This is a genomic window from Phaeobacter sp. A36a-5a (genome assembly GCF_037911135.1).
GTDB lineage: Bacteria > Pseudomonadota > Alphaproteobacteria > Rhodobacterales > Rhodobacteraceae > Phaeobacter > Phaeobacter bryozoorum.
Genome location: NZ_JBBLYU010000001.1, coordinates 1,807,239 through 1,829,850, shown reverse-complemented (window position 1 = coordinate 1,829,850; position 22,612 = coordinate 1,807,239). Strand labels below are relative to the sequence as shown.

The following is a 22,612-nucleotide window of genomic DNA, read 5'->3' as shown; positions in this document are numbered from 1 at the left end:
CGGGCCAAGGGGGATGACGCGCCCGGTTGCGCTTGATCTTGTGTAAATTTCAGTGAACCAATGGTTTGCGGCCTGATCTTCAGCTCTTTCCCTTACTCCAGCGCTGTTCGAGCCGGTCCAGCGCGGCAATACGCTCCTCGGTCTTGGGGTGGCTCATCAGCCAGGCGGGCGCCATGCCGCTGCGGGCCTGTGTCAGCTCTTCCAGCTTGCGAAACAGGCTTTTCTGCGGAGCGATGCCGATCCCTGCCTTGGTCAGCAGTGCTGCGGCATATTCATCGGCCTCATATTCATCGCTGCGCGACAGCCGTGCCGCCAGCAGTGAGGTCAGCACATTGGCAATCCAGGGCCCGACAAAAGGCACGAAACGGCCGATGATAAGCATCAGCGCCGTGCGCAGCGCGTTCTGCCCGGAAAAATCAATCATGCGTTTTCGTGCGTGCCCCAGCGCCACATGGCCCAGCTCATGTGCAATCACCGACGCCAGTTCAACATCGCTGACCTCGCCATTGCGGTATTTGCGATAGAACCCACGGGTGATGAAGATCCGGCCATCCGGCGCCGCCAGCCCGTTTACCGGATCGACCTCGTAGATATAGACCGGGATATGGCTGATGCCGAGCGCCGCTGCCATTCGATCCGTCAGCTGGCGCAGGCGGGCATCGGCCAGCTCGGTCGATTGCTGATCAAGGGCGCGATGGGTGCGCCAGACCGACAGGCGGTACATGACCAACCCGTAGATCACGGCGAGAAGGATGGGGGTTAGACGCAACATGCTTTAGGATATGGGGCTGGCGGTGAGAGCGGACAAGGCGCGTGGCCCGACAGACCGCGCGGTGGGCAGCGCGTCAGTCATCGCAGGATGGCGTGGCCGCGCGCGCCTCTGCCTTTACCTCGTCCCAGAGCGCGTCCATTTCCGCCAGGTCACTGTCTTCGGGACGTTTGCCGCGGTCGGAGAGCTTGGCCTCGACCCCTTCAAAGCGGCGGGTGAACTTGGCATTGGCGGCCCGCAGTGCGGCTTCCGGCTCCACCCCCAGATGGCGGCCCAGATTGGCCATCACAAACATCAGATCGCCAAATTCCTCCTCCACCTCGGCCTGGCTCAGGCTATCGCGGGCTTCTACCAGCTCGGCGGCCTCTTCAACGATCTTGGCGATCACATTGTCCGCCGACGGCCAGTCAAAGCCGACACGTGCGGCGCGTTTTTGCAGCTTGTAGGCGCGCAGCAGGGCGGGCAGGCCGACCGCCACACCGTCCAGCGTCCCCTGTTGCGCCTTGCCTGCGCGCTCCGCGGCCTTGATCGCCTCCCAGTCAGCGGTCTGCTGGTCGGCGGATTTCTCGCGGCTCTCGTCACCAAAGACATGCGGATGGCGCGCGACCATCTTGTTGGACATGGTGGTGACCACATCCTGAAAGGTGAAATGCCCGGCCTCTGCCGCCATCTGCGCATGAAACACCGACTGGAACAACAGATCCCCCAGCTCGCCCTTCAGCTCATCCCAGGCCTCGCGCTCAATTGCATCGGCAACTTCGTAAGCTTCTTCAATGGTATAGGGCGCGATGCTGGCAAAGTCCTGTTCAATATCCCAGGGGCAGCCATGCTGTGGGTCGCGCAAGCACGCCATGATCTGCAGGAGCCGGTCGATACCGGCGGTTTCATCGTGGATCAGGTTGGTATCGGGCATTGCGGCGGCTCTTGTTCCTGTGTCAGATGCATCAATCCCGAGTCTGACCAAGGAGTCCACCCCCATGCCGGTTGTGAACCGAATTGCCGATTATGCCGAGGACATGACAGCCTGGCGGCAGCATCTGCACCAGATCCCCGAGCTGGCGCTGGATCTGCCGAAAACAGCGGCCTTCGTGGCGGAACGGCTGCGGGACTTCGGCGTTGACGAGCTGCATGAAGGGATCGCAAAGACCGGCATCGTGGCCATCATCAACGGTCAGGAGAGCAGCGCGGCGGATGCCCCCTGTATCGGTCTGCGCGCCGACATGGACGCCTTGCCAATCCCGGAGGAGACCAGTGCGGCCTATGCTTCGACCCATGCCGGCAATATGCACGCCTGCGGCCACGATGGGCATACGACAATGCTGCTGGGTGCGGCGAAATATCTGGCGGAAACACGCAACTTCAAGGGCCGGGTGGCGCTGATCTTCCAGCCCGCCGAGGAGGCCATCGGCGGTGCGCGCATCATGGTCGAAGAGGGGATCATGGAACGGTTCAACATCGGTGAGGTCTACGCGCTGCACAATGCGCCGGGTCTGCCGGAGGGGCATTTCATGACAACTCCGGGTCCGCTGATGGCGGCGGTGGATAGTTTCCATATCCATATTCAGGGCGTTGGCGGCCATGGCGCGATGCCCCATGAAACCCGCGACCCGGTGATGGCGGCCTGCGGCATCGCCCAGGCGATCCAGACCATCGTCTCGCGCAACCATTACGCGCTGGATGATCTGGTGGTGTCGGTGACGCAGATCCACACCGGCACGGTGGACAATGTGGTCCCCGATACGGCCTATATCAACGGCACCGTGCGCACCTTTGATCCCAGGGTGCAGGAAATGGTGATACGCCGCATGGGTGAAATCGTGGCCGGGCAGGCGGCCAGCTACGGGGTCGAGGCGGAACTGGACTATGAGATCGGTTATCCCGCGACCATCAATGACGCGGCCAAGACCGATTTTGCGGTCTCCGTCGCGGCCGAGATCGCAGGCGCGGAGCATGTCGAGGCCGAGGCCGGCCGCGAGATGGGGGCGGAAGATTTCTCTTATATGCTACAGGCCCGTCCCGGCGCCTATCTGTTTCTGGGCCAGGGCAATAGTGCCGGGCTGCACCATCCAAAGTACGATTTCAATGACGATATCGCACCGGTCGGAGCCTCGTTTTTTGCCCGTCTGGTCGAGAAAGCACAGCCCGCAAGCTGATCTGGCGACAGCGCGGGGGCTTTCAGATGACAAGGCCACGCGCATTCGCTAGGAGATGGCCATAACCCGAGAAGAGGGAGCAGTCTGCATGGCGCTAGAAGACGCAAAGAAACAGGTCGATCAGGCCTTCACCCGCGACGACCTGAAGGGGTTGAGCTTTGAAAACACCTTTGGCGGGGCGACGTCCTTTCTGCGGCGCCGCTACACCAAGGACCTGACCCATGCGGATATTGCCGTCACAGGCATTCCCTTTGATCAGGCGGTGACGAACCGCCCCGGCACCAGGCTTGGCCCCCGCGCGGTGCGTGAAGCCTCGGCCCTGCAAAGCCCCGACGCCCCCTATGGCTGGGACATTTGCCCGGCAAGCGAGCTGGCGATTGTCGACTACGGCGATCTGGCCTTTGACTACGCCAATGTCGCGGCCTTCCCCGACACGCTCACCGAGCACATCCGCGGCATTCTGGCGACCGATACGGCTTCGGTGGCCATCGGTGGCGACCACTATGTGTCCTTCCCCATCCTCAAGGCCTATGCCGAGAAATACGGCCCGATTTCGCTGCTGCATTTCGATGCCCATAGCGACACCTGGCAGGATGATGATTTCAGCCGCGTCGATCATGGCACGATGTTCTACAAGGCGGTGAAATCCGGCATCATTGACCCCAAGACCTCGGTTCAGGTGGGCATTCGGACCACCAATGAGGACAATCTCGGCGTGCCCACCATCGACGCGCCCACCGTGCATGAGATTGGCCCGGACGAAACCGCGCGCCGTATTCGCGACGTGCTGGGTGACCGGCCGGTTTACCTGACCTTCGATATCGACTGTCTGGATCCGGCCTATGCGCCGGGCACCGGCACGCCGGTCTGGGGCGGTCTGACCTCGGCGCAGGCCGACGCCATCCTGAAAAACCTGCGCGGTATCAACATCCTGGGCGGCGATGTGGTTGAAGTGTCGCCCCCCTTTGACACCACCGGCGCCACCGCCATCGCAGGCGCGCATGTCGCCATGAGCATTATCTGTCTTCTGAGCTGGAGAATTACGGGCCGATGACTGACTTTAACCAGCCGATCAGCGGCAATGATCTGGCGCGGTTCTCCGGGCCGAACACCTTTATGCGGCTGCCGCAGGCGACCTCTCTGGAGGGGCTGGATGTGGCCATTCTGGGTGTGCCGATGGATATCGGCACCTCCTGGCGCTCAGGGACCCGCTTTGGGCCAAAGCAGATCCGCGCCGAAAGCGCGATGATCCGACCTTATAACATGACCAGCGGTGCGGCGCCCTTTGACAGTCTGAACATTGGCGATATCGGCGATCTGGCGATCAACACGTTCTCGCTGCCCGACAGCCTGCGCATCATTCAGGAAAGCTACAGCGCCATCCTGTCCAGCGACGTGACGCCGGTCGCGATGGGTGGCGATCATTCGATCACCCTGCCGATCCTGCGCGCGATTGCGGAAAAATACGGGCCTGTCGCATTGGTCCATGTCGATGCCCATGCGGATGTGAACGACGATATGTTCGGTGAGCGCGAGACCCACGGGACGGTCTTCAGGCGCGCCTATGAAGAGGGGCTGATCGTCGCGGACAAGACCTATCAGATCGGCCTGCGCGGCACAGGCTACGGGGCGGATGATTTCAAGGAGGCGCAGCGCTGGGGGTTTCAGCATTTCCCCGCAAGCGAGCTGTGGAACCGCTCCCTGCACGGGATGGGTGCGGAAATTCGTCGCGATATCGGCAATAGGCCGGTCTATGTCTCCTATGATATCGATAGTCTGGACCCGGCCTATGCACCGGGTACCGGCACGCCGGAAATCGGTGGGCTGACCACACCGCAGGCGCTGGAACTGATCCGCGCCCTGCGGGGTTTGAATATTGTGGGCTGCGATATGGTCGAAGTATCGCCGCCTTATGACACGTCGGGCAACACGGCGCTGACAGCGGCCAACCTGCTGTATGAGCTGCTCTGTGTGCTGCCGGGTGTGACAACCAAATAAGGCCGGCTGTCCAGTGGCAGCCGCCACGAGGGAGAGCGGACCATATGGGTCGAGTGATGATATTTGTCTGGCTGAGCATCGCGGCGGTTGTTGTGGTGCTCGGGTTTATCCGGCTGGCGCCCAGCGATCCGCTGGACTGGAACACCCAGCCTGAATTCACCGAAGACAAGACCTTTCGCGGTGGCGTGTTCCGGGTGCTGCGCAGTGGCGAGGACGGGCTGGAGCGGTTCCACAACGTTGCCAGCAACGCTCCGCGCACCCGTGTGCTGGCCGGTTCGGTTGAGGATGAGATGGTCACCTATGTGACGCGTACGCGGTTTCTGGGCTTTCCCGATTACACCACCGCGCGGCAGGATGGCGATCTGCTGAAAGTCTATGCCCGTCTGCGGTTTGGCCGCTCCGATCTGGGCGCCAACAATGACCGGATCAACAGCTGGATCGCGCAGATGGCGCCCGCACCGCAATAGCGCCCTGATGCGGATCTCCCGGCCGCGTATGCTGCCCGGCCTGATATGACAGGCCAATCTCAACAAACGCATATCGGAGGGATCAGATCCGTGGCAGCGGTTCCGCAGCCGTCGAGATGGCCGGCGCCGTATCAGCCTCAGCCGCAAGGCAGCCCGCCTGAACTTCGCGCCACATCGGCACATTCAGCGACATCTGGCATTGGGCCGTGAACATGCGCCCGTCGACCTGCAGGCAGACAAATTCGCCCAGCTCAACCCGGCTGCCGCTCTTGTCGGTGCAATAACAGTCGATCGTGCGCCCATTTGGCGCGACAACATCGGCCTGAATGGGCGACGCGGTTGCGCTCCAAGCCAGCGCAAACCCCAGCAGATACAGCAAAGAGCGGGGCAGGCCTGGTGTCGCAGGGGTCAGCCACCCAAGCTCAGGCAGGCGGCGCTGCGCATGATCCTTTCCCGCAATATGAGGACTGGCATGTTGCATGACCCTAGCATATCACAAGGGCAGCCTTGCGCAAAAGACAGATCGATATGGATATTGCACGCATGATCCCCGAAGACCGCCTCGAGCAGATTTTACAACGGTTTCAGTATCTTGAGGCCGCAATGGCAGAGGGTGTCGCAGGCGGCGATATTGCGGCTCTGGCCAAGGAATATTCCGATCTGCGCCCGGTTGCCGAGCAGATCAGCGCCTATCGCCGCCTGCTGTCCGATCTTCAGGAGGCAGAAGACATGCTCGCCGATCCCGATATGGCGGCGCTGGCGGAGGAGGAGCTGCCCCAGCTGCGCGCGGCGTTGCCCGAGGCCGAACATGCGCTACAACTGGCGCTGCTGCCCCGGGATGAGGCCGACAGCCGCCCGGCCATTCTGGAAATCCGCCCCGGCACCGGCGGCGATGAGGCGGCCCTGTTCGCCGGGGATCTGCTGCGCATGTATCAGCGCTACGCCGAGGCGCGGGGCTGGGGGTTTGACATCATCGAGGAACAGACAACCGAACTCGGCGGGCTGAAAGAGGTGGTCGCCCATGTCAAAGGCGAAAACGTCTTTGCCCGGTTGAAATATGAGTCCGGTGTCCACCGCGTGCAGCGCGTTCCGGTGACCGAATCCGGCGGGCGCATCCACACCTCTGCCGCCACGGTTGCGGTGCTGCCCGAGGCGGAGGATGTCGATCTGCGCATTGATCCGGCGGATCTGCGGATCGACACCATGCGCGCCTCCGGGGCCGGTGGCCAGCATGTGAACACCACCGATTCCGCTGTGCGGATCACCCATATTCCCACCGGTATTATTGTGGTCAGCTCCGAGAAATCGCAGCACCGCAACCGCGAGATCGCGATGCAGGTCATGCGCACGCGGCTTTACGATCTGGAGCGCCAGCGCATCGACAGTGAACGGTCCGCCGATCGCGCCAGTCAGGTCGGCTCTGGCGACCGGTCGGAGCGGATCCGTACCTACAACTTTCCGCAGGGCCGGATGTCGGATCACCGTATCAACCTGACGCTCTATAAGCTTGACCAGATCATGCAGGGCGATCTGGACGAGATCATCGACGCGCTGACGGCGGACGATCAGGCGCGGCTGCTGGCCGAGATGGGCCAATGAACGCGCCGCAAACAGCCGCGCAGGCGATGGCTGCCGCTGCGGCCCGGCTGCGCGCGGCCGGTGTGCCGGACCCGGCACGTGATGCGCGGATCCTGCTGGCCCATGCCGCCCGGATCGAGGCCAGCCGCGTGACCCTGATCGCGCCCGAAGATCTGGCGCCTGAAATCGCCGAGCGCTATGAGCAGCTCATCGCCTTGCGCGCCATCCGGGTGCCGGTGTCTCAGCTGATTGGCGAGCGGGAGTTTTATGGCCGCCGCTTTAAGGTCTCCGGCGATGTGCTGGATCCGCGTCCTGAAACCGAAACCCTGATCGAGGCGGCGTTGGCCGAACCGTTCTCGCGGGTGCTGGACCTCGGCCTTGGATCGGGCTGCATTCTGGTCACCCTGCTGGCCGAGCAGCGTGCCGCGACCGGCGTTGGCGTCGATCTGAGCGAAGCTGCCTGCCTTCAGGCGAGCGCCAATGCGGTGCTGCACCGGGTTGAGGCGCGTGCCGAAATCCTGCGGTCGGACTGGTTTTCCGCCGTCGAGGGGAAGTTCGATCTGATTGTCTCCAACCCGCCCTATATCGCGCTTGACGAAATGTCGGAGCTTTCGGATGAGGTGCGCGCCCATGAGCCGGAGATGGCGCTGACGGATGGCGGCGACGGGCTTGGCGCCTATCGGACCATCGCCGCCGATCTCGGCGATCATCTGGCCGCAGGGGGGCGGGTCTTTCTGGAGATCGGCCCGACGCAGGGTAGGGCGGTCAGTGATCTTCTGCTGTCGGCCGGGTTGAAAGAGGTCCGCATCCTGCCGGATATGGATGGGCGCGACCGGGTGGTCTGTGGCCGCAGCTGTGGCCAAAACAGCTCCTAAACCCGTGAAAATGGCCTGAATTTGTAGTTTCGTAAGAAAAAGCACCGATAATCGCCTGGACCCCCTTGTCTGAAAGGGCGGAACATGATTACTCAAAGAAGTCGCTTTAGGGTGAGGTAAAGAATACCTCCCGGCGACATCAAGCCCAAAATGGTCGATGATCCGGCGCAGAGGCGCGCTGGTATGGATCCACGACAAATACAATCAAGGCTGACGTTAGGCATATGAGATCGTCCAAATCACGTTCGCGTTCCAAGTCGAACCGGAACCGCCCAGCAGGCGCAAATGTTGTCAACCGCGTGTTCGACAGCTCCGGCCCCGAAGGCAAGGTACGCGGAACGCCGCAACAGATCATCGACAAATACAATCAGCTGGCGCGCGATGCCCAGCTGAGCAATGATCGCGTTGCCACCGAGAATTTCCAACAGCATGCTGAGCATTACCTGCGCATGCTGAACGAAGCGCAACGCGAAATTGATGCGCGTCGCGAAGAGCAGGAACGCCAGAACCGCGAGCGTCAGGCTGAGCGGGACCGTGAACGCGCAGAGCGTCTGGAGCGCCAGGAACGCGAGGCGGGCAGCCGCTCCGACGATACGTCCGCCGCGCCCCAGCCCGACGTGATGGATCCGCGCGATGGCAATGGTGACAGTGGCCTGGTGGAAACACCCGAGAGCCGCGATCAGTCCGCCGCCGCCGCCGCCGCCGCCGCCGCCGACAGCGACAGCAAACCGGCAAAGCCAGCAGCGCGCAAACCGCGCAGCCGCAAGCCCAAAGCTGAGGGCGACAAGCCTGACAGCAGCTCGACCGATGAGGCAAACGCGGACGCGCCTAAGGCGGGCGCCGATGCCCCGGCAGCAGATGGGACCGCGGCACCGGAACGCAAACCAGCACCTCGGCGCAAGCCCAAGCCGAAACCCACGGCTGAAGACGCTCCCGAAGCGGCCGAATGATCCGCAGACCGACCGTTCGACCGGATCGACGGATACAGGGATAGATAAAAAGCCCGGTCTCAGCTGAGACCGGGCTTTTCTCTTGTCAGTCACATTGCGGACAGCCTGGGATGGATGTCGTTGCCTGTCTGGCGTGGCTGGTCAGGATTCGTTCTTCAGGCTTCGCGCCAGCGCGCAGAAGGCTTCCAGCCCGACCTGTTCCGCCCGCTCGGTTGGTGGAATGCCCACCGCCACAAGGTGATCCTCAATATCGGGGCTCACGCTCTTGAGACTGGCGCGCAGCATCTTGCGGCGCTGGTTGAAGGCGGCGGCCACCACCTTGTTCAGGGTGCCGGCATCTGCCGGATACCGGGGTGCCTCCAGCGCTTTCAGATGCACCACCGCGCTATGGACCTTGGGTGGCGGGCTGAAGGCCTCCGGCGGCAGCGACAGCACGATGCGGGCATCGGCGCGCCATTGCGCCAGCAGCGCCAGTCGTCCATAGGCCTTGCTGCCGGGCTGCGCGACGATCCGTTCGGCGACCTCGCGCTGGAACATCAGCGTCAGGCTCTGCCAGAAGGGCGGCCAGGCCTTTGGTGTCAGCCAGCGCACCAGCAGTTCGGTGCCGACGTTGTAGGGCAGGTTGGCGGCGATGCGGATGGGCGGTGTCAGATGGGTGAGCGGGTTCACCTCCAGCGCGTCACCTTCGATGACCTGCAACCGGCCCGGATAGGCCGCGGCCACCTCTGCGAGTGCGGGGATGCAGCGGCTGTCCTTCTCCACCGCCAGCACGCGCCGCGCGCCTTCGGCCAGCAGACCGCGGGTCAGACCGCCGGGACCGGGACCGATTTCCAGCACGTCGCATTCGCTGAGGTCTCCGGCCTGGCGGGCAATTTTTGCCGTCAGGTTCAGATCCAGAAGAAAATTCTGCCCCAGCGATTTGCGCGCCGAGAGCTGGTGGGTCTCGATCACCTCACGCAGGGGAGGAAGGGAGTCGATAGCGCTCATATCATCTGTACCTTGGGACGGGGCGCAGCGGCTGCGCCTTAGATTTTCATGCCTCCGGCGGGGATATTTCCGGCCAGAAGAAGTTTCAAGTGCTGCTGGCCGCGTTCGGGGTCCGGCGCTGCGCCATGGATTGCGCCAGCCGCAGCGCCTCGATCAGGCTGGAGGGGTTGGCGATCCCCTGACCGGCGATATCGCAGGCAGTGCCGTGATCCGGCGAGGTGCGGATGAACGGCAGCCCCAGCGTGACATTGACGCCGCGATCGAAATCGAGCGTCTTGATCGGGATCAGCGCCTGATCGTGATACATGCAGATCGCCGCGTCATAACGCGCGCGTGCAGCGGCATGGAACATCGTGTCGGCAGGGTGCGGCCCAGAGAGCGTATAGGCGCCGCCCTGCATATCGGCAATCAGCCCGCGCATCCAATCCAGCTCTTCGTGGCCCATGGCGCCATCTTCACCGGCGTGGGGGTTCAGCCCCGCAACTGCAATCCGGGGGTGGGCCAGGCCAAACTGGTCCCGCAGCCCCTGCGCGGTGATTTCAATCGTGCGGCGCAGGCCGTCGGCCGTCAGCTGCTGCGGGACCTGTGATAGGGGGATATGGATGGTGGCGGGCACCACCCGCAGCTCCGGGCTTGCCAACATCATGACGACATTTGGCGTGCCGCCCAGATGGGCGAGAAACTCGGTATGGCCGGGGTAGGCAAATGCGGCGCCGTCAATCAGCGCCTTCTTGTGGATCGGTGCGGTGCAGAGCGCGCTGGCCTCGCCGGATTGCACCAGCGCGACACCGGCCTCAATGGCGCGGATGACACCGGCGGCATTGTCGGGGTTGAGCTGTCCGGGCACGGTTGGGGCGGCAAAGTTGACCCGCAGCACAGGCATAGCGCTGGCACTGACATCGACGGCCTCAGCGGCATTGTCGATCTCTTGCCAGTCTGTTCCCGTGGGCAGGTGTCGCGGATCGCCCAACCACAGGAACGGGCAACTGTCGCGCAAGTCCTGCCAGGCTTTGACCGCCAGTTCCGGGCCGATACCCGCCGGTTCCCCACAGCTGAGCGCGATGGGCAAGGGGCGGGCAGGGCGGCTCATTCCCCGCTGATCCGCGCGTCGGCTTTCAGCTGTTCCAGAAGGCTGTCGGCAAAGGCGCCGAGCCGTTGCTGGGTCAGCGCATTGCCGACGCTTTCGCGGCTGGCTTCGGCGTTCACTTCAGCGGTGCGGCCACAGAGCATCAGCAGCATCAGGGTCTGGCCATTGTTGCGGGTCAGCGCCAGCGAGGTCTCATTGGGATCGAGCTTGGCAAGTTCAATGGCGATATCCTGCGGGATCTCACCCGGCGCCAGGGTTTCGCGGTCCAGTACAGAGGGATCCTGACCCTTGGCCACACCGTAGAGATCATCGCAGCTGTCAACCGCATTGACCACCTTGGTGCCAGCGGCCAGCGCCTCGGGGGTGCGGCCTCCGGGCAGATAGTAGGCCGCGTATTCGATGGCGGCATAGCTGGGTGCGGCGCCGCTGGTTTCGCGCAGATCACGCAGCTGGAACAGGGCAACCGCGCCATCCAGCGGCAGCGGCGCAGTGACTTCACCGGGGCGCAGCGCCAGGACGACCTGTTGCAGCTGGGGGGGCAGGTTGGTCAGCGGCATCCAGGGCAGCCGTCCGCCGCTTTGCCGGGTGGCCGTGGCCGAATATTGCTGCGCGGCCTGCGAAAACGCGCCGGTGGTGGTGATCCGGCTGACCTGTTGGGCGATATCCTCGACCTGGGCGGCATTCTGCGCGTTGATCGGCATGATCAGCTCGGACAGGAGCACCTCGACACCACCGGAACCGGCAAGCCCCATGGCGCGGTCGATCTCTTCCTCGCTGGGGCGGGCCTGTGCAAGGTAGCGCGCAGCGATATATTCGCGCCAGGCAATGCCGACGCGGGTGAAATCGCGCAGGGTTTCAGGCGCCACGCCATTCTGACCCAGCACATTCAGGAATTCCTGCAGGCTGAGATTGGCGCGGCCGGCCAGTTCGGTCATACCTGCGACAATTTCTTCTTCGGTCGGCTCGATCCCGGCCTGGGCCAGAACGTCGAGTTTCAACCGGTCCTCGATGAGGTCTTCGCGGGCTTTTTCCAGCGGATCGCCCGGATCGCGCAGCAGGGTCAGGAACCGGGCGCGCTGTTGCAGCTCGTAATTTGTGACCACTGCGTCATTCACCGTCACCGCCGGGGCAAACAGCCCCTGTGCCAGGGCGGCGGGGGCGGGGGCGAAGATCACCGCCGCTGCCAGCGCCACGGCTGTTGCGGTCTGGGTCAGTCGCTGAACGAAGGGGGCCGCATCCTGGGGCCGGAAACTCAGGTGTTTTTGCATGATCGCCTGTACTTCTTGCTGCCGCTGTCCACGGAAAACCCGTTTAACGCGATGGTAAAGCCGAAATCCGTTGTCGGCTCAACACTTGTTGTCGATGTATAGCGCCGGTTGACCGAAAGATCGACCGTCACGCATTCGTTGGAATAGACCAGCCCGAGGCCTGCGCGGGTGGCCCGGGCGTCAGAGATGTCGTAGCGCAGATTGGCGCTGGCGGTCCAGCCGGGGCTGACCTCATAGGCACCGTCGAACCAGAGTTCGGAGACCTCCTCGGCGCGGCCTTCGGCGGGATCGGTGCCCAGCCACATATAGGTGCCGGTCAGGCGGCTGCGGTCGGTCATCCAGTCGCCGCGCACCTCCGCCTTGGAGAAGTTGAGTGAGCCGTTCAACAGGCCCCGCGTGGTGATCGCCAGATCATCGTTCAGCTTCAGCTGCGCGGCCATCAGGAGGTCGGAGGAGGTGCCGCCAAGGCCGGAGCTCTTGGTGAACCGACCATCGTCGCTGTCGCGGAACACCTGCCCGATGGTGGCAGAGGCCTGCCAGCCACTGGGCGAGAACCGCGCCCAGTTCAGCCCGAAAGCCACCGTCACCCCGTCCTCGCGCGCATCGGTGGCCGGAAACCGCGACAGATCCAGCAGGTTGCCCCGGTCGAACTCCACGAAATTGCTTTCGTCGTTGGGGACAGCGGTATCGCCGGTATCGGTCCAGCCGATCTGCAGGATCGGTTCCAGAAACTGCGTGGCGCCGGACTGCTCCCGCCGGGTCATCGGCAGGCGGAAGGTGAGCGCGCTGCGTGGGCTGAAGCGCGAGGTGTTATTGGCAAAGACATCGTCGTCATAGACCGCAAAGGCATCCGCCGCAGCGCCCAGCGACCAGTCCGCCACCAGCCCGTTGGCAAAGCGCCAGCTGCGGTTCCAGTCCACATCAAATGTCGCCCGGCCAATATCGCGGCCGCCCGGATCGGTCAGGTTGCCCCGGATGTCGGAGGTTCGGTTATGACCGTGGGTTTCCAGTGACAGGCGCAGCTCGCCGCCGATCGGCGTCGGGAAAAACCGTCGTTCATAGTAGAGGTTGCCGACGGAGGACGGGATCAGATCCTGATTTTCGCTATCGCGCAGTGTCTTGTAGGAAATCGCGCTGGCGCGGAACAGGCTGTCGCGCTCGACCTTTGTCACCACAACCTCGGAGCGGAGGCGGTCCAGATCACGCAGGCCGTAGTCGACCAGATAGGCATCATCCGACACCGTCTTGAGATCGAACCGCAGCTTGAACGCATTGGGCAGGTCAAAGGTCCCCTCGGCAAAGACATAGCCGCGATCCTCGCCCCGGTAGAGCTCATCCCGGGTATAGGCGCCGTTGATTTCGATCTCGCCACGGCGGAAGGCCTGACGATAGCGCATGTCCAGCGTCCGGGTACGCGACGACAGATAGGGCGACAGCGTCAGGTCACGATGTGGGCCGATGGTCAGGAAATACGGCAGTTTCACCCCGGTGCCGAGGTTCGAGGTGGTGCGGATCGACGGAATCAGAAATCCATTGGCCCGCTCCAGCGTCGGGTCGGGCAGGCGGATGCCGGGGAAATAGAACACCGGCGTGTCCAAGATCCTCAGCTGGGCGTTCTCCAGATAGAGCTGGCGCTCCTGCTGATCGTGGGTGATCCGCTCGGCCCGGATCTGCCAGAGCGGCGGCCGCCCGTCGGTGCAGACATGGCAGGAGGTGACGGCGGTTTTGTAAAGCTGCGTGTAGCGGCCGCCAACGCGGGTCATCTGCAGGGAGGCCAGTTGCAGCTGCTGCTGAAACACCATGCGCGCGCCGACCAGCAGGCCATTGCGCAGATCCCGGTCCAGCTCGGCAGCATCAGCCAGAATGGTGATGTCGCCGCCTTCGTCGATGCGAATGGGGCCTTCGATCTGCAGGGCGCCTTGGGTCTGATCAAAAGTGATCTTCCGCGCCCGGAGCCTGACATCGCCCTGGAACGCTTCGACATTGCCTTCGGCCACCAGGGTACGATCCGGGGTGATGAACAGCTGGTCTGCCACCAGAATTGCGGGCGTATCAGCCGATTGCGCAGCGGCGCCGGGGCGGGCGCTCTGGGCATGGGCGACATCGCTCAGCGCCAGCTGGCCAACCGCCAGCCAGGGCAGAACCGTCGAGAGTAGCAGGGCGCGGCGCATGTTATCCGTCCTCGGCATGTAAGAGTAACCCCATCGTCAGCAGGATCGCCGCCACCGGCGGTGCCCAGCCGGCCAGCGCCACGGGGATCTGGCCGTTTTCCCCCAGGATCTGGGCGAAATTGCGCAGGAAATAAAGCCCGAACCCCAGCAGCACCGCTGTCAGAACCGCCAGACCGGTGCCGCCAAACCGCGTATGGCGCATGGTAAAGGCGGCGCCAACCAGCGCCATGGCGATCAGGAACAGCGGTCGCGCCAGTTCCACCTGCAACCAGACCTCATAGCGCTTGGTGGAGAACCCGGCCTCGGACAGCTCGCGGATCGTGGCGGGCAGATCGTAGACGGAGATCCCGGTCGCAGTGCCCAGCGTGTCGCGAATCCGCTCCGATGTCAGCGTGGTCGAGAGGCGCAGTGTCGGGTGCCGCTCGGCGTTGGTCTCGGGGTTCACACCCACGATGAGCGGCCAGACCTTGGCCTTGGTCAGCACCCAGTCGCCGCCATCCAGCGTCGCCTGTTCCGCAAGCGTCTGGCGGATCGGGCGGCCTTCGGGGCCGTAAGAAAGGATCGTCACATCATGGAGCGTGATATCGCCGGTATCGCCGCTGTAGCCGGTGGCGTGGATGACCGATTGCCCCAGCGCGCCGCCCTGCCGCAGCCACAGGCCCTCACCGGTAAGCGACAGCGCCGCCGGGCCGCCGTTGCGGTAGGTCTCCGCCAGATCGCGGTAGCGGTTGGAGGTCGCCGCCACGATCGGGTTCAACGTGCTGACAGCCAGTACCCCGATCAGCGCCGCCAGCAGCACCGGAGCCGCCAGCGCGCGGATGCCCGAACGGCCAATGGCGCGGGTCACCACCAGCTCGCTGCTGCGCGCCAGCCCGATGAACAGCACGATGGTGGTGAGGATCATGATCAACGGCAGAAATTCACTCAGCGCCGCAGGGGTATTGAGCAGCGTCAGGCCAAACAGCTGGCCCAGCGACAGGTCCTGCGCCTCAAACCGGCGGATCTGCTCATTCAGGTCGATCAACATCACAAGCGTTAACAGGACGCCGCAAATCACTGCAAACCATTGCAAAAAGCGGCGCGCGTAATACAGATCCAGGGTCATGTGGCGCGCTCCCTGCGGGTTTGGCGGCTATGGCGCCGCCGCGCCAGCAGCGGTCCCAGCGGCTTGGCCGCCAATTGCAGAAACGCCAGCCCGACCAGCAGCCCGATCAGCGTCGGCAGGTAGATCAGCGGCCAGAAATCGGCGTTGCGCAGCACCGGCTCGGAGACCACGCCGCGCAGCCCCTCGACAAAGATCAGTAGCACAAAGGCAAGAAGCGCCTGCCGCCAGACTCCAAATCGCGAGAAACCGCCCAGCATCAGGGAGGCAAAGCCGATCAGCACCACAGCGACACAGACCAGGGCACGGGCAAACCGCAGGTGCAGCTCTTCGGCCAGCGCGCCGGCACTATAGGGGCCATCGGCGATCAGCTTCGGCATCTGGCGCAGCAACTCAAGGCTGGGGATGGCGCGGATATTGCGGGTCTTTTCTTCAGCTTTGTTGGCAAGGCTACTGATATCATAGGAAAAATCGGAAAAAATGGTGGAAGACAGGCGCTGGGTCTCAGCGTCGATACGCTGTGACATGCCATCAACCATCACCAGATGGGTCCTGTCGTCGTCGCGCACCAGATAGGCCTTGCCGCCGGTATAGGTGACGCTTTCTGCCGGGCTGCGGCGATCGGACAGGAACACGTCATTGAGCGTCCCATCGGGGTCAATCCGACCAATGTAAAAGGTGACGCCGCGCGCCGGATGCAGGAAATCACCCTCGCTCAACAGCTTGGCCGTCACATTGCGGGCGACCTCGGATTCGCGCTGCTCCAGCGTCGCGATGGAGGCAGGCAGCAGAACATGGGTCAGGATCGACATCATCAGCGCGGTGATCAGGCCAAAGGCCAGCGCCGGTTTCGCCATCTGCCAGGGGCTGGTGCCGGTGGCCCGCAGAACCGTCAGTTCGCTTTCGCTGTTGAGCCGGTTGGTCACCCAGACCGATGCGGCAAAGGCCGCAACCGGCAGCACCATACGCACCAGATTCGGCAGGGCAAGGGCGGTGAATTCCAGGAAAACCAAGGCCGACTGCCCGTCGCCGATCAGCCGGTCAAACAGCACCACCGCGCGGTTGATCCAGAATACGGCCACCAGAATCAAGGCAAAGAACCCAAAAAACAGCAGGTATTGGGACAGCACATATCTGTCGTATCGTGACACGCGATCCCCCCAGATCCTACTGCCCTTGTTTTGAGGAGACCTTAGAGGATTTGTTGGCCGGGGAAAACTGCATTCTGCGGACGCGCGACAGTCGGCCGGTGGCCGCCCGCTAGCCCGTTCGGCGCATCCTTCGACGGCGGTCAAACCATATCTGGCCCTAGTCATTGTCGCACAGGCAGGCTACCTGTTGGGGATTGAGGAATTGACCCTGACAGGAGCCCCGCACATGCGTCCGCTGACCCCTACACGTTTTGTCGAATTTGATCCCAAGACCCTCTCCGAGATTGAGGGCCGTGTGGTGGTTCAGATCACCCCGGAGGGGACATTGGGGCAGGCAGCGCGCACGGCAAACCGGTTGACCAAAGGGGCGCTGGCACGTCTGGTTGAAGCAAAGGGTTTTGAGAAGACCAAGGCGGGCGATGTGGTTTCGCTGGCCTGGCCCGCTGGCATGAAAGCCGAGGCGCTGGATATTCTGGTCACCCCGCGCAAGATCAGCGCGATCGAGGCGCGCAAGGCCGGCGCCAAGCTGGCCGCGCGCAGCGATGGAAAATCGGTGACGGTGATGGCAGGCTCCATGCCACGCGCTGCGGATCTGGCGCTGGGGATGGCTCTGCGCGACTATCGCTTTGACGATCACAAGACCGGCGACAAGGCCCCCTCCGACGCTGAGGTGGTGATCGCCCATAAATCCCCCGCCGATGTCGAGGCCGCCTATGGCCCGCTGGCAGCCGTGGCCGAAGGTGTCCACATGACCCGCGATCTGGTCAATGAGCCGGCCAATGTGCTGACCACTACCGAATTTGCCAATCGGCTGGCGGAGATGGAAAGCCTCGGACTGAAGGTTGAGGTGCTCGACGAGGACCAGCTGGAAGAGCTGGGCATGCGGACGCTGCTCTGCGTGGGGCAGGGGTCCGACAGCCCGTCGAAAGTGGTGGTGATGCAGTGGAACGGCGGCGAAACCGATGCCGCACCGCTGGCGCTGGTGGGCAAGGGCGTGGTGTTTGACACTGGCGGCATCTCGCTGAAACCGGGCGCGGGCATGGAAGACATGACCATGGATATGGGCGGTGCCGGCGTTGTTGCGGGCACCATGCGGGCGCTGGCCCTGCGCAAGGCGAAAGCCAATGTGGTCGGTCTTGTCGGGCTGGTCGAGAACATGCCGTCTGGCAATGCGACCCGCCCGGGCGATGTCATCAGATCCATGAAGGGTGACACCGTCGAGGTGATCAATACCGACGCCGAGGGGCGCTTGGTTCTCTGCGACGTGATGTGGTACGCGCAGGAGCGCTTCAAACCGGTGGGCATGATCGACCTCGCCACCCTGACTGGCGCCATTATTATCGGCCTTGGCCATGAAAACGCGGGGGTCTTCTCCAATGACGACACCTTCTGCAACCGCTTCCTGAAAGCCGCCGAAGCCGAGGGCGAGGGCGCCTGGCGGATGCCTCTGGGCAAGGCCTATGACGACATGCTGAAATCGCGCATTGCCGACATGAAGAACATCGGTGGCCGCCCGGCCGGGTCGATCACCGCCGCGCAGTTCCTGCAACGTTTCGTCAAGGAAGACACCCCCTGGGTCCATCTGGATATCGCAGGCGTCGCCTCGGTCAAGACAGACACCGACTACGCCCCCAAAGGCGCGACCGGCTGGGGCGTCATGGCGTTGAACCGGCTGGTGCAGAATATGTTCGAGACGGACTGAGACAGGCAGAGATACAGACCATGGGGGCGGCCTATTTCTACCATCTGACCCGGCGTTCGCTTGAAGAGACGCTGCCGGTCCTCCTCGACAAGGCGCTTGGCGCCGGGTGGCGCATTGTCGTGCGCGGGGTGGACCGGCAGCGGATCACGCAGCTGGACGAACGGCTGTGGCTTGGACCGGAGGAGCAGTTTCTTCCGCATGGTATTCTCGGCGGCCCCCATGATGCGCTTCAGCCCGTTCTGCTCAGCCATGAGACGACGCCGGTGCCCGGTACCAGCTGCCTGATGGCGGTGGATGGCGCCGAGGTCACGGCGGAGGAGGTTGCCGCGCTGGAGCGGGTCTGCATTCTGTTTGACGGCACCAACCCGGACGCGGTGGCCCGAGCAAGGGTGCAGTGGAAATCCCTCACCGATGCGGGATGCTCAGCGCAATATTGGTCCGAAGAGAGCGGGCGCTGGGAGAAAAAGGCCGAGAAAACCGCCTAGGTATCAACCCGCGAAAGGGGGGCGGCGCTGGCCTCAGCGCGTCAGGATCAGCGATCCGTTGCGGATCTCGATGCTGGACCAGCGTTGCAGGTAATCCATCCCCAGGAGCGACTGATCCATCTGCCCCTCGTTCACCGAAAGCGTGATGTCGCGGTCGGTGATGCCGCCCAGCGACATGCTCTTGACCGTGGCCAGCGCAGTGCGCACCTCGCCATTGGCGGTGCGCGCCCGTCCCAGATAGGCAAGGCTTTCGGGATCAATGCCAACCCGCCGCGCATCCTTTGCATTCAGCACCACGGCGCTGGCGCCGGTATCGACCAGGAAGCGCACCGGCACCTCGTTGACATCGACGGTCAGATAATAATGCCCGTCGCGCGCACGCGGCACATCCACGCGCCCCTCGTCGCGCATCACCACCTGCTGCGGCTGCACCGTGCTGCGGATGTCCTCCCACAGGCCGTAACCGGCTATCACGCCAAGAAAGATGAACGCCCAGATCGCCAGCTGCTGCACGGTTTTGCCCAGCCCCTGCCGGTTCTGCACAAACACCCAGGAGCCAACCGCGACCAGCAGCAACACCAGATAGATCAATCGTGGAGTTTCGATGCCGTCCAACCTGTTTCTCCTGCCTTGCGCCGATCTCTCCCCTCAATATGGGGAGGCACCCGGAAAGTTTCGAGAGGCTCAGCCCCCGGCAAATCCAAAGGCCTGCAACCCGTCCAGCACGAATTGCACCGAGAGCGCGGCCAGCAGCATCCCCAGCAGCCGTGTCACAACAGTAATGCCGGTCTTGCCCAGCAGCCGTTCAAACAGGCCGGAGAACAGGCACATCAGCAACAGGATGCTCAGCACTGCAAAGACCACCGCCATCACCATGGCAAATCCGGCAAACCCCGGCTGCTGACCGGTCAGCAGGATCACCGTGGCAATTGAGCCCGGCCCGGCAATCAGCGGGATCGCCAGTGGAAAGACCGAGGGATCGTCAAAGTCATCTTCCTCGCTGCGGTCCTCGCGCCGCTTGTTGCGACGTTCAAACAACATGTCGAGCGCGGTCAGGAACAGCAGAACGCCGCCGGCGATGCGAAAGGCGGCCATGGAAATCCCGGCAAACCCCAGCACCGCCTCGCCAAAGGCCGCAAACACCGCCAGCAGCACCGCAGCGGTGATGGTGGAGCGCAGGGCAATCGCCCGCCGCTGCGCTGGCGTCATGCCCTGGGTCAGCGCCAGAAAGATCGGCGTCAATCCAATCGGATCGACAATCACGAACAGCGTCACAAAGGAGGTGATCAGAAAGGCGGTATCGATCATAGCGCTTCTGCCTTTTCCAGTTTTTCAACCGCCTTCAGCCACAGATCCTCTGCCCGGTCCTGCGCCTCCATCACCTCGGCGTATTTGCGCTGCCAGACCAGCGCCTCATCCTTGCGATCTTCGTCATAGAGGGCAGGATCGGCCAGTTTCTTGGCCAGTTTGTCGCGCATTTCGCTGACCTTCTCCAGCCGTGCCTCGCCTTTGCGCACCTCGGCGCGCAGCGCCTGTAGCGCATCGCGCGACGGGCGTTTGGGCTTTTCCGCCTTGGCCTTGGATTTGCCCGCCGGTTTGTCCCGTGTGAGCAGCAGATCGCGGTAGGAGGGCAGATCGCCCTCATAGGGTTTCACCGTGCCGCCGGAGACCAGCCACAGCCGGTCGGCAACAAGGCTGAGCAGGTGCATATCGTGGCTGACCAGAATGACCGCGCCGGAATAGGCGGTCAGCGCCTCCACCAGCGCCTCGCGGCTTTCGATATCCAGGTGGTTGGTCGGCTCGTCGAGGATCAGCAGATGCGGCGCGGGCAGGGTGGCCAGCAGCAGCGACAGACGCGCCTTTTGCCCACCAGAGAGGCGCCCGACCTCGGTATCCGCCTGATCCGACCCGAGACCAAAGCCTGCCAGCCTTGCGCGCAGACGGGCCTGGCCCTCATTGGGGCGTTCGCGTTGCAGATGCTGCAACGGGGTTTCGTCAATATGCAGCTCATCGACCTGATGCTGGGCAAAGAAGCCGATCCGCAGCTTGCTGGACTGGGTCATCTTGCCCGTCATTACATCCAGCCGGCCCGACAGCATCTTGGAGAGGGTGGATTTGCCCTCACCGTTTTTGCCCAGAAGCGCAATGCGGTCGTCCTGATCAATCCGCAGGTCCAGCCGGCTCAGGATCGTGGTGCCGTCATAGCCCACCGATGCGCCCTCGGTGGCGATGATCGGCGGCGACAGTTCTTCGGGTTCGGGAAAGGTGAAGACTGTGCGCGCGGCGTCTTCGGGCGCGCGGATGGTCTCCATCTTCTCCAGCATCTTGACGCGGCTCTGCGCCTGTTTGGCCTTGCTTGCCTTGGCCTTGAACCGATCGACAAAGGCCTGCAAATGCGCCCGGCGGGCGTCCTGCTTCTTGGCCTGTGCCGCCTGATTGGCGCGGTTGGCAGCGCGCTGGCGGGCAAACTGATCATAGTTGCCGGAATAAAACGTCAGCCCGAGATCTTCGAGATGCAGGATGCCATTCACTGAGCGGTTCAGCAGCTCGCGGTCGTGGCTGATGATGATCACGGTGTGCGGATACTTGACCAGATAGGCCTCCAGCCACAGCGCGCCTTCCAGGTCCAGATAGTTGGTCGGCTCATCGAGCAGCAGCAGATCGGGCTGCGAAAACAGCACCGCCGCCAGCGCGACCCGCATCCGCCAGCCACCGGAGAAATCCGAACAGGGGCGCTGCTGCGCCTCATAGTCAAACCCCAGCCCCTTCAGGATCGAGGCGGCGCGCGCTTCGGCGGACCAGGCGTCGATATCGGCAAGGCGGGTCTGGATTTCGGCAATTCGGCCCGGATCCTGTGCGGTCTCGGCCTCCGCCAGCAGCTCGGCGCGCTCGGTATCGGCGGCCAGCACCGTATCGATCAGCGACACACCCGAGGCTGGAGCCTCCTGCGCGACACCGCCAATGCGCGACCGGCTGGGCAGCGAGATGCTGCCGGATTCCAGCGAGAGCTCATTGCGGATGAGGCGGAACAGGGTGGTCTTGCCGGTGCCGTTGCGGCCCACCAATCCGACCTTGTGGCCCGTGGGGATCGTGGCGCTGGCGCCATCGAACAATAGACGGCCTTCGACCGCATAGGAGATATCGCTGATACGTAACATGGCAGCGGTGTGACCCAGTGACCCGGTGCTGTCAATTGGCCTCAGGGCGTCCAATGGGCCAAAGCGTGCCGCGATGCGTCCGAACGGGCATATATGTCGCGACTCTGGCCTGCTACTTTGGCCCGCCGATGGCCCGCACGGGGCAGCGGCAGTGCAACAACCCCCTTCCCATGGCGCGCAAGCCATGCTAGGCGGCGCGCGAAGTTTCCGGTCCCGGGAGGTCCATCCCGCGACCCAAATTGCAGGAGTATGCCAAATGGCTCTGGAACGTACCTTTTCGATCATCAAACCCGATGCAACCCGTCGCAACCTGACCGGCAAGATCAACGCGAAATTCGAAGACGCAGGTCTGCGCATCGTCGCGCAGAAGCGCATCCACATGACCAAAGAGCAGGCCGGCGTGTTCTACGCTGTCCACGCTGAGCGTCCCTTCTACGACGAACTCTGCGAATTCATGTCCTCCGAGCCGGTTGTTGTGCAGGTTCTGGAAGGTGAAAACGCCATCGCGAAAAACCGCGAAATCATGGGCGCGACCAACCCCGCAGACGCGGCTCCCGGCACCATCCGCGCCGAATTCGCCGAATCCGTCGGCGAAAACTCCGTTCACGGGTCCGACGCACCGGAAACCGCAGCGGTTGAAATCGCCTATTTCTTCTCCGGTCTGGAGCTGGTCGGCTAAGCCACCGCTGTTTCAGCCTGACTAAAATTGGA

General features: G+C 63.3%; 22 protein-coding genes. 10 read left to right on the top strand and 12 right to left on the bottom strand.

The features are described from left to right. Positions 1–79: 79 nt before the first annotated feature. Both WLQ66_RS08505 and mazG read right to left on the bottom strand, forming a co-directional pair. The gene (locus WLQ66_RS08505) at positions 80–772 is read right to left on the bottom strand and encodes a M48 family metallopeptidase (protein ID WP_340545896.1); all 693 of its coding nucleotides are present in this window, start codon (positions 770–772) and stop codon (positions 80–82) included. 73 nt (positions 773–845) lie between these two features. Then, on the bottom strand, positions 846–1,682 hold the full coding sequence (gene mazG / locus WLQ66_RS08500; protein WP_340545895.1) for a nucleoside triphosphate pyrophosphohydrolase: 837 nt from the start codon (positions 1,680–1,682) through the stop codon (positions 846–848). A gap of 64 nt (positions 1,683–1,746) precedes the next feature. Here mazG and WLQ66_RS08495 point away from each other — a divergent pair, with 64 nt between their 5' ends. From WLQ66_RS08495 to WLQ66_RS08480, 4 genes are all read left to right on the top strand, one after another. Next, positions 1,747–2,922, top strand: coding sequence for a M20 aminoacylase family protein (locus WLQ66_RS08495; RefSeq protein WP_340545894.1), 1,176 nt, complete (start codon positions 1,747–1,749; stop codon positions 2,920–2,922). Between the two features lie 88 nt (positions 2,923–3,010). After that, entirely contained in the window at positions 3,011–3,976 is a 966-nt protein-coding gene (speB, locus tag WLQ66_RS08490) for an agmatinase (protein WP_340545893.1), read from the top strand. Then, positions 3,973–4,920 (top strand): agmatinase, encoded by a 948-nt coding sequence (gene speB / locus WLQ66_RS08485; RefSeq protein WP_340545892.1) that lies wholly within the window; start codon positions 3,973–3,975, stop codon positions 4,918–4,920. The genes speB (WLQ66_RS08490) and speB (WLQ66_RS08485) overlap by 4 nt, the downstream gene beginning before the upstream one ends. Before the next feature lie 44 nt (positions 4,921–4,964). Next, positions 4,965–5,387: a DUF1499 domain-containing protein gene (locus tag WLQ66_RS08480; protein ID WP_340545891.1), complete on the top strand. Its 423-nt coding sequence runs from the start codon at positions 4,965–4,967 to the stop codon at positions 5,385–5,387. Positions 5,388–5,469: 82 nt separating this feature from the next. Here WLQ66_RS08480 and WLQ66_RS08475 read toward each other — a convergent pair whose 3' ends face one another. Continuing rightward, positions 5,470–5,766 carry a hypothetical protein gene (locus WLQ66_RS08475; RefSeq protein WP_340546328.1) on the bottom strand — a complete coding sequence of 99 codons (297 nt, stop codon included), beginning with the start codon at positions 5,764–5,766 and terminating at the stop codon, positions 5,470–5,472. A gap of 164 nt (positions 5,767–5,930) precedes the next feature. On the opposite strand from WLQ66_RS08475, the gene prfA reads away from it, so the two are divergent. From prfA to WLQ66_RS08460, 3 genes are all read left to right on the top strand, one after another. Then, positions 5,931–6,986, top strand: a complete 1,056-nt coding sequence (gene prfA / locus WLQ66_RS08470; RefSeq protein WP_340546327.1) for a peptide chain release factor 1 — start codon at positions 5,931–5,933, stop codon at positions 6,984–6,986. After that, the gene (prmC, locus tag WLQ66_RS08465) at positions 6,983–7,840 is read left to right on the top strand and encodes a peptide chain release factor N(5)-glutamine methyltransferase (RefSeq protein WP_340545890.1); all 858 of its coding nucleotides are present in this window, start codon (positions 6,983–6,985) and stop codon (positions 7,838–7,840) included. The genes prfA and prmC overlap by 4 nt, the downstream gene beginning before the upstream one ends. A 224-nt stretch (positions 7,841–8,064) precedes the next feature. After that, positions 8,065–8,790, top strand: coding sequence for a DUF4167 domain-containing protein (locus tag WLQ66_RS08460; protein ID WP_340545889.1), 726 nt, complete (start codon positions 8,065–8,067; stop codon positions 8,788–8,790). A gap of 141 nt (positions 8,791–8,931) precedes the next feature. Here the strand turns inward: WLQ66_RS08460 and rsmA are convergent, their stop codons facing one another. The 6 genes from rsmA to lptF all read right to left on the bottom strand — a co-directional run bounded on the left by rsmA (position 8,932) and on the right by lptF (position 16,556). Further along, entirely contained in the window at positions 8,932–9,777 is an 846-nt protein-coding gene (rsmA, locus tag WLQ66_RS08455; protein WP_340545888.1) for a 16S rRNA (adenine(1518)-N(6)/adenine(1519)-N(6))-dimethyltransferase RsmA, read from the bottom strand. 85 nt (positions 9,778–9,862) lie between these two features. Then, positions 9,863–10,867, bottom strand: coding sequence for a 4-hydroxythreonine-4-phosphate dehydrogenase PdxA (gene pdxA / locus WLQ66_RS08450; protein WP_340545887.1), 1,005 nt, complete (start codon positions 10,865–10,867; stop codon positions 9,863–9,865). Then, the gene (locus WLQ66_RS08445) at positions 10,864–12,132 is read right to left on the bottom strand and encodes a peptidylprolyl isomerase (RefSeq protein ID WP_340545886.1); all 1,269 of its coding nucleotides are present in this window, start codon (positions 12,130–12,132) and stop codon (positions 10,864–10,866) included. Before WLQ66_RS08445 ends, pdxA begins: the two co-directional genes overlap by 4 nt. Continuing rightward, positions 12,117–14,303 carry an LPS-assembly protein LptD gene (locus tag WLQ66_RS08440; RefSeq protein WP_340545885.1) on the bottom strand — a complete coding sequence of 729 codons (2,187 nt, stop codon included), beginning with the start codon at positions 14,301–14,303 and terminating at the stop codon, positions 12,117–12,119. Before WLQ66_RS08440 ends, WLQ66_RS08445 begins: the two co-directional genes overlap by 16 nt. 1 nt (position 14,304) lies before the next feature. Further along, complete coding sequence (lptG, locus tag WLQ66_RS08435) at positions 14,305–15,408, bottom strand: LPS export ABC transporter permease LptG (RefSeq protein WP_340545884.1); 1,104 nt, start codon at positions 15,406–15,408, stop codon at positions 14,305–14,307. Beyond that, positions 15,405–16,556, bottom strand: coding sequence for an LPS export ABC transporter permease LptF (gene lptF, locus WLQ66_RS08430; RefSeq protein ID WP_340545883.1), 1,152 nt, complete (start codon positions 16,554–16,556; stop codon positions 15,405–15,407). Before lptF ends, lptG begins: the two co-directional genes overlap by 4 nt. A 226-nt stretch (positions 16,557–16,782) precedes the next feature. On the opposite strand from lptF, the gene WLQ66_RS08425 reads away from it, so the two are divergent. Both WLQ66_RS08425 and WLQ66_RS08420 read left to right on the top strand, forming a co-directional pair. Further along, complete coding sequence (locus WLQ66_RS08425) at positions 16,783–18,258, top strand: leucyl aminopeptidase (RefSeq protein WP_340545882.1); 1,476 nt, start codon at positions 16,783–16,785, stop codon at positions 18,256–18,258. A 20-nt stretch (positions 18,259–18,278) separates the two neighbouring features. After that, positions 18,279–18,743: a DNA polymerase III subunit chi gene (locus WLQ66_RS08420; protein WP_340545881.1), complete on the top strand. Its 465-nt coding sequence runs from the start codon at positions 18,279–18,281 to the stop codon at positions 18,741–18,743. Positions 18,744–18,776: 33 nt separating this feature from the next. Here the strand turns inward: WLQ66_RS08420 and WLQ66_RS08415 are convergent, their stop codons facing one another. The 3 genes from WLQ66_RS08415 to WLQ66_RS08405 all read right to left on the bottom strand — a co-directional run bounded on the left by WLQ66_RS08415 (position 18,777) and on the right by WLQ66_RS08405 (position 21,901). Then, positions 18,777–19,358, bottom strand: a complete 582-nt coding sequence (locus WLQ66_RS08415) for a retropepsin-like aspartic protease family protein (protein ID WP_340545880.1) — start codon at positions 19,356–19,358, stop codon at positions 18,777–18,779. A gap of 69 nt (positions 19,359–19,427) precedes the next feature. Then, positions 19,428–20,051, bottom strand: coding sequence for a MarC family protein (locus WLQ66_RS08410; protein WP_340545879.1), 624 nt, complete (start codon positions 20,049–20,051; stop codon positions 19,428–19,430). Continuing rightward, on the bottom strand, positions 20,048–21,901 hold the full coding sequence (locus WLQ66_RS08405) for an ABC-F family ATP-binding cassette domain-containing protein (protein ID WP_340545878.1): 1,854 nt from the start codon (positions 21,899–21,901) through the stop codon (positions 20,048–20,050). The genes WLQ66_RS08410 and WLQ66_RS08405 overlap by 4 nt, the downstream gene beginning before the upstream one ends. Positions 21,902–22,157: 256 nt before the next feature. Between WLQ66_RS08405 and ndk the strand changes: the two genes are divergently transcribed. Further along, positions 22,158–22,580 (top strand): nucleoside-diphosphate kinase, encoded by a 423-nt coding sequence (gene ndk / locus WLQ66_RS08400; RefSeq protein WP_340545877.1) that lies wholly within the window; start codon positions 22,158–22,160, stop codon positions 22,578–22,580. Positions 22,581–22,612 lie beyond the last annotated feature (32 nt).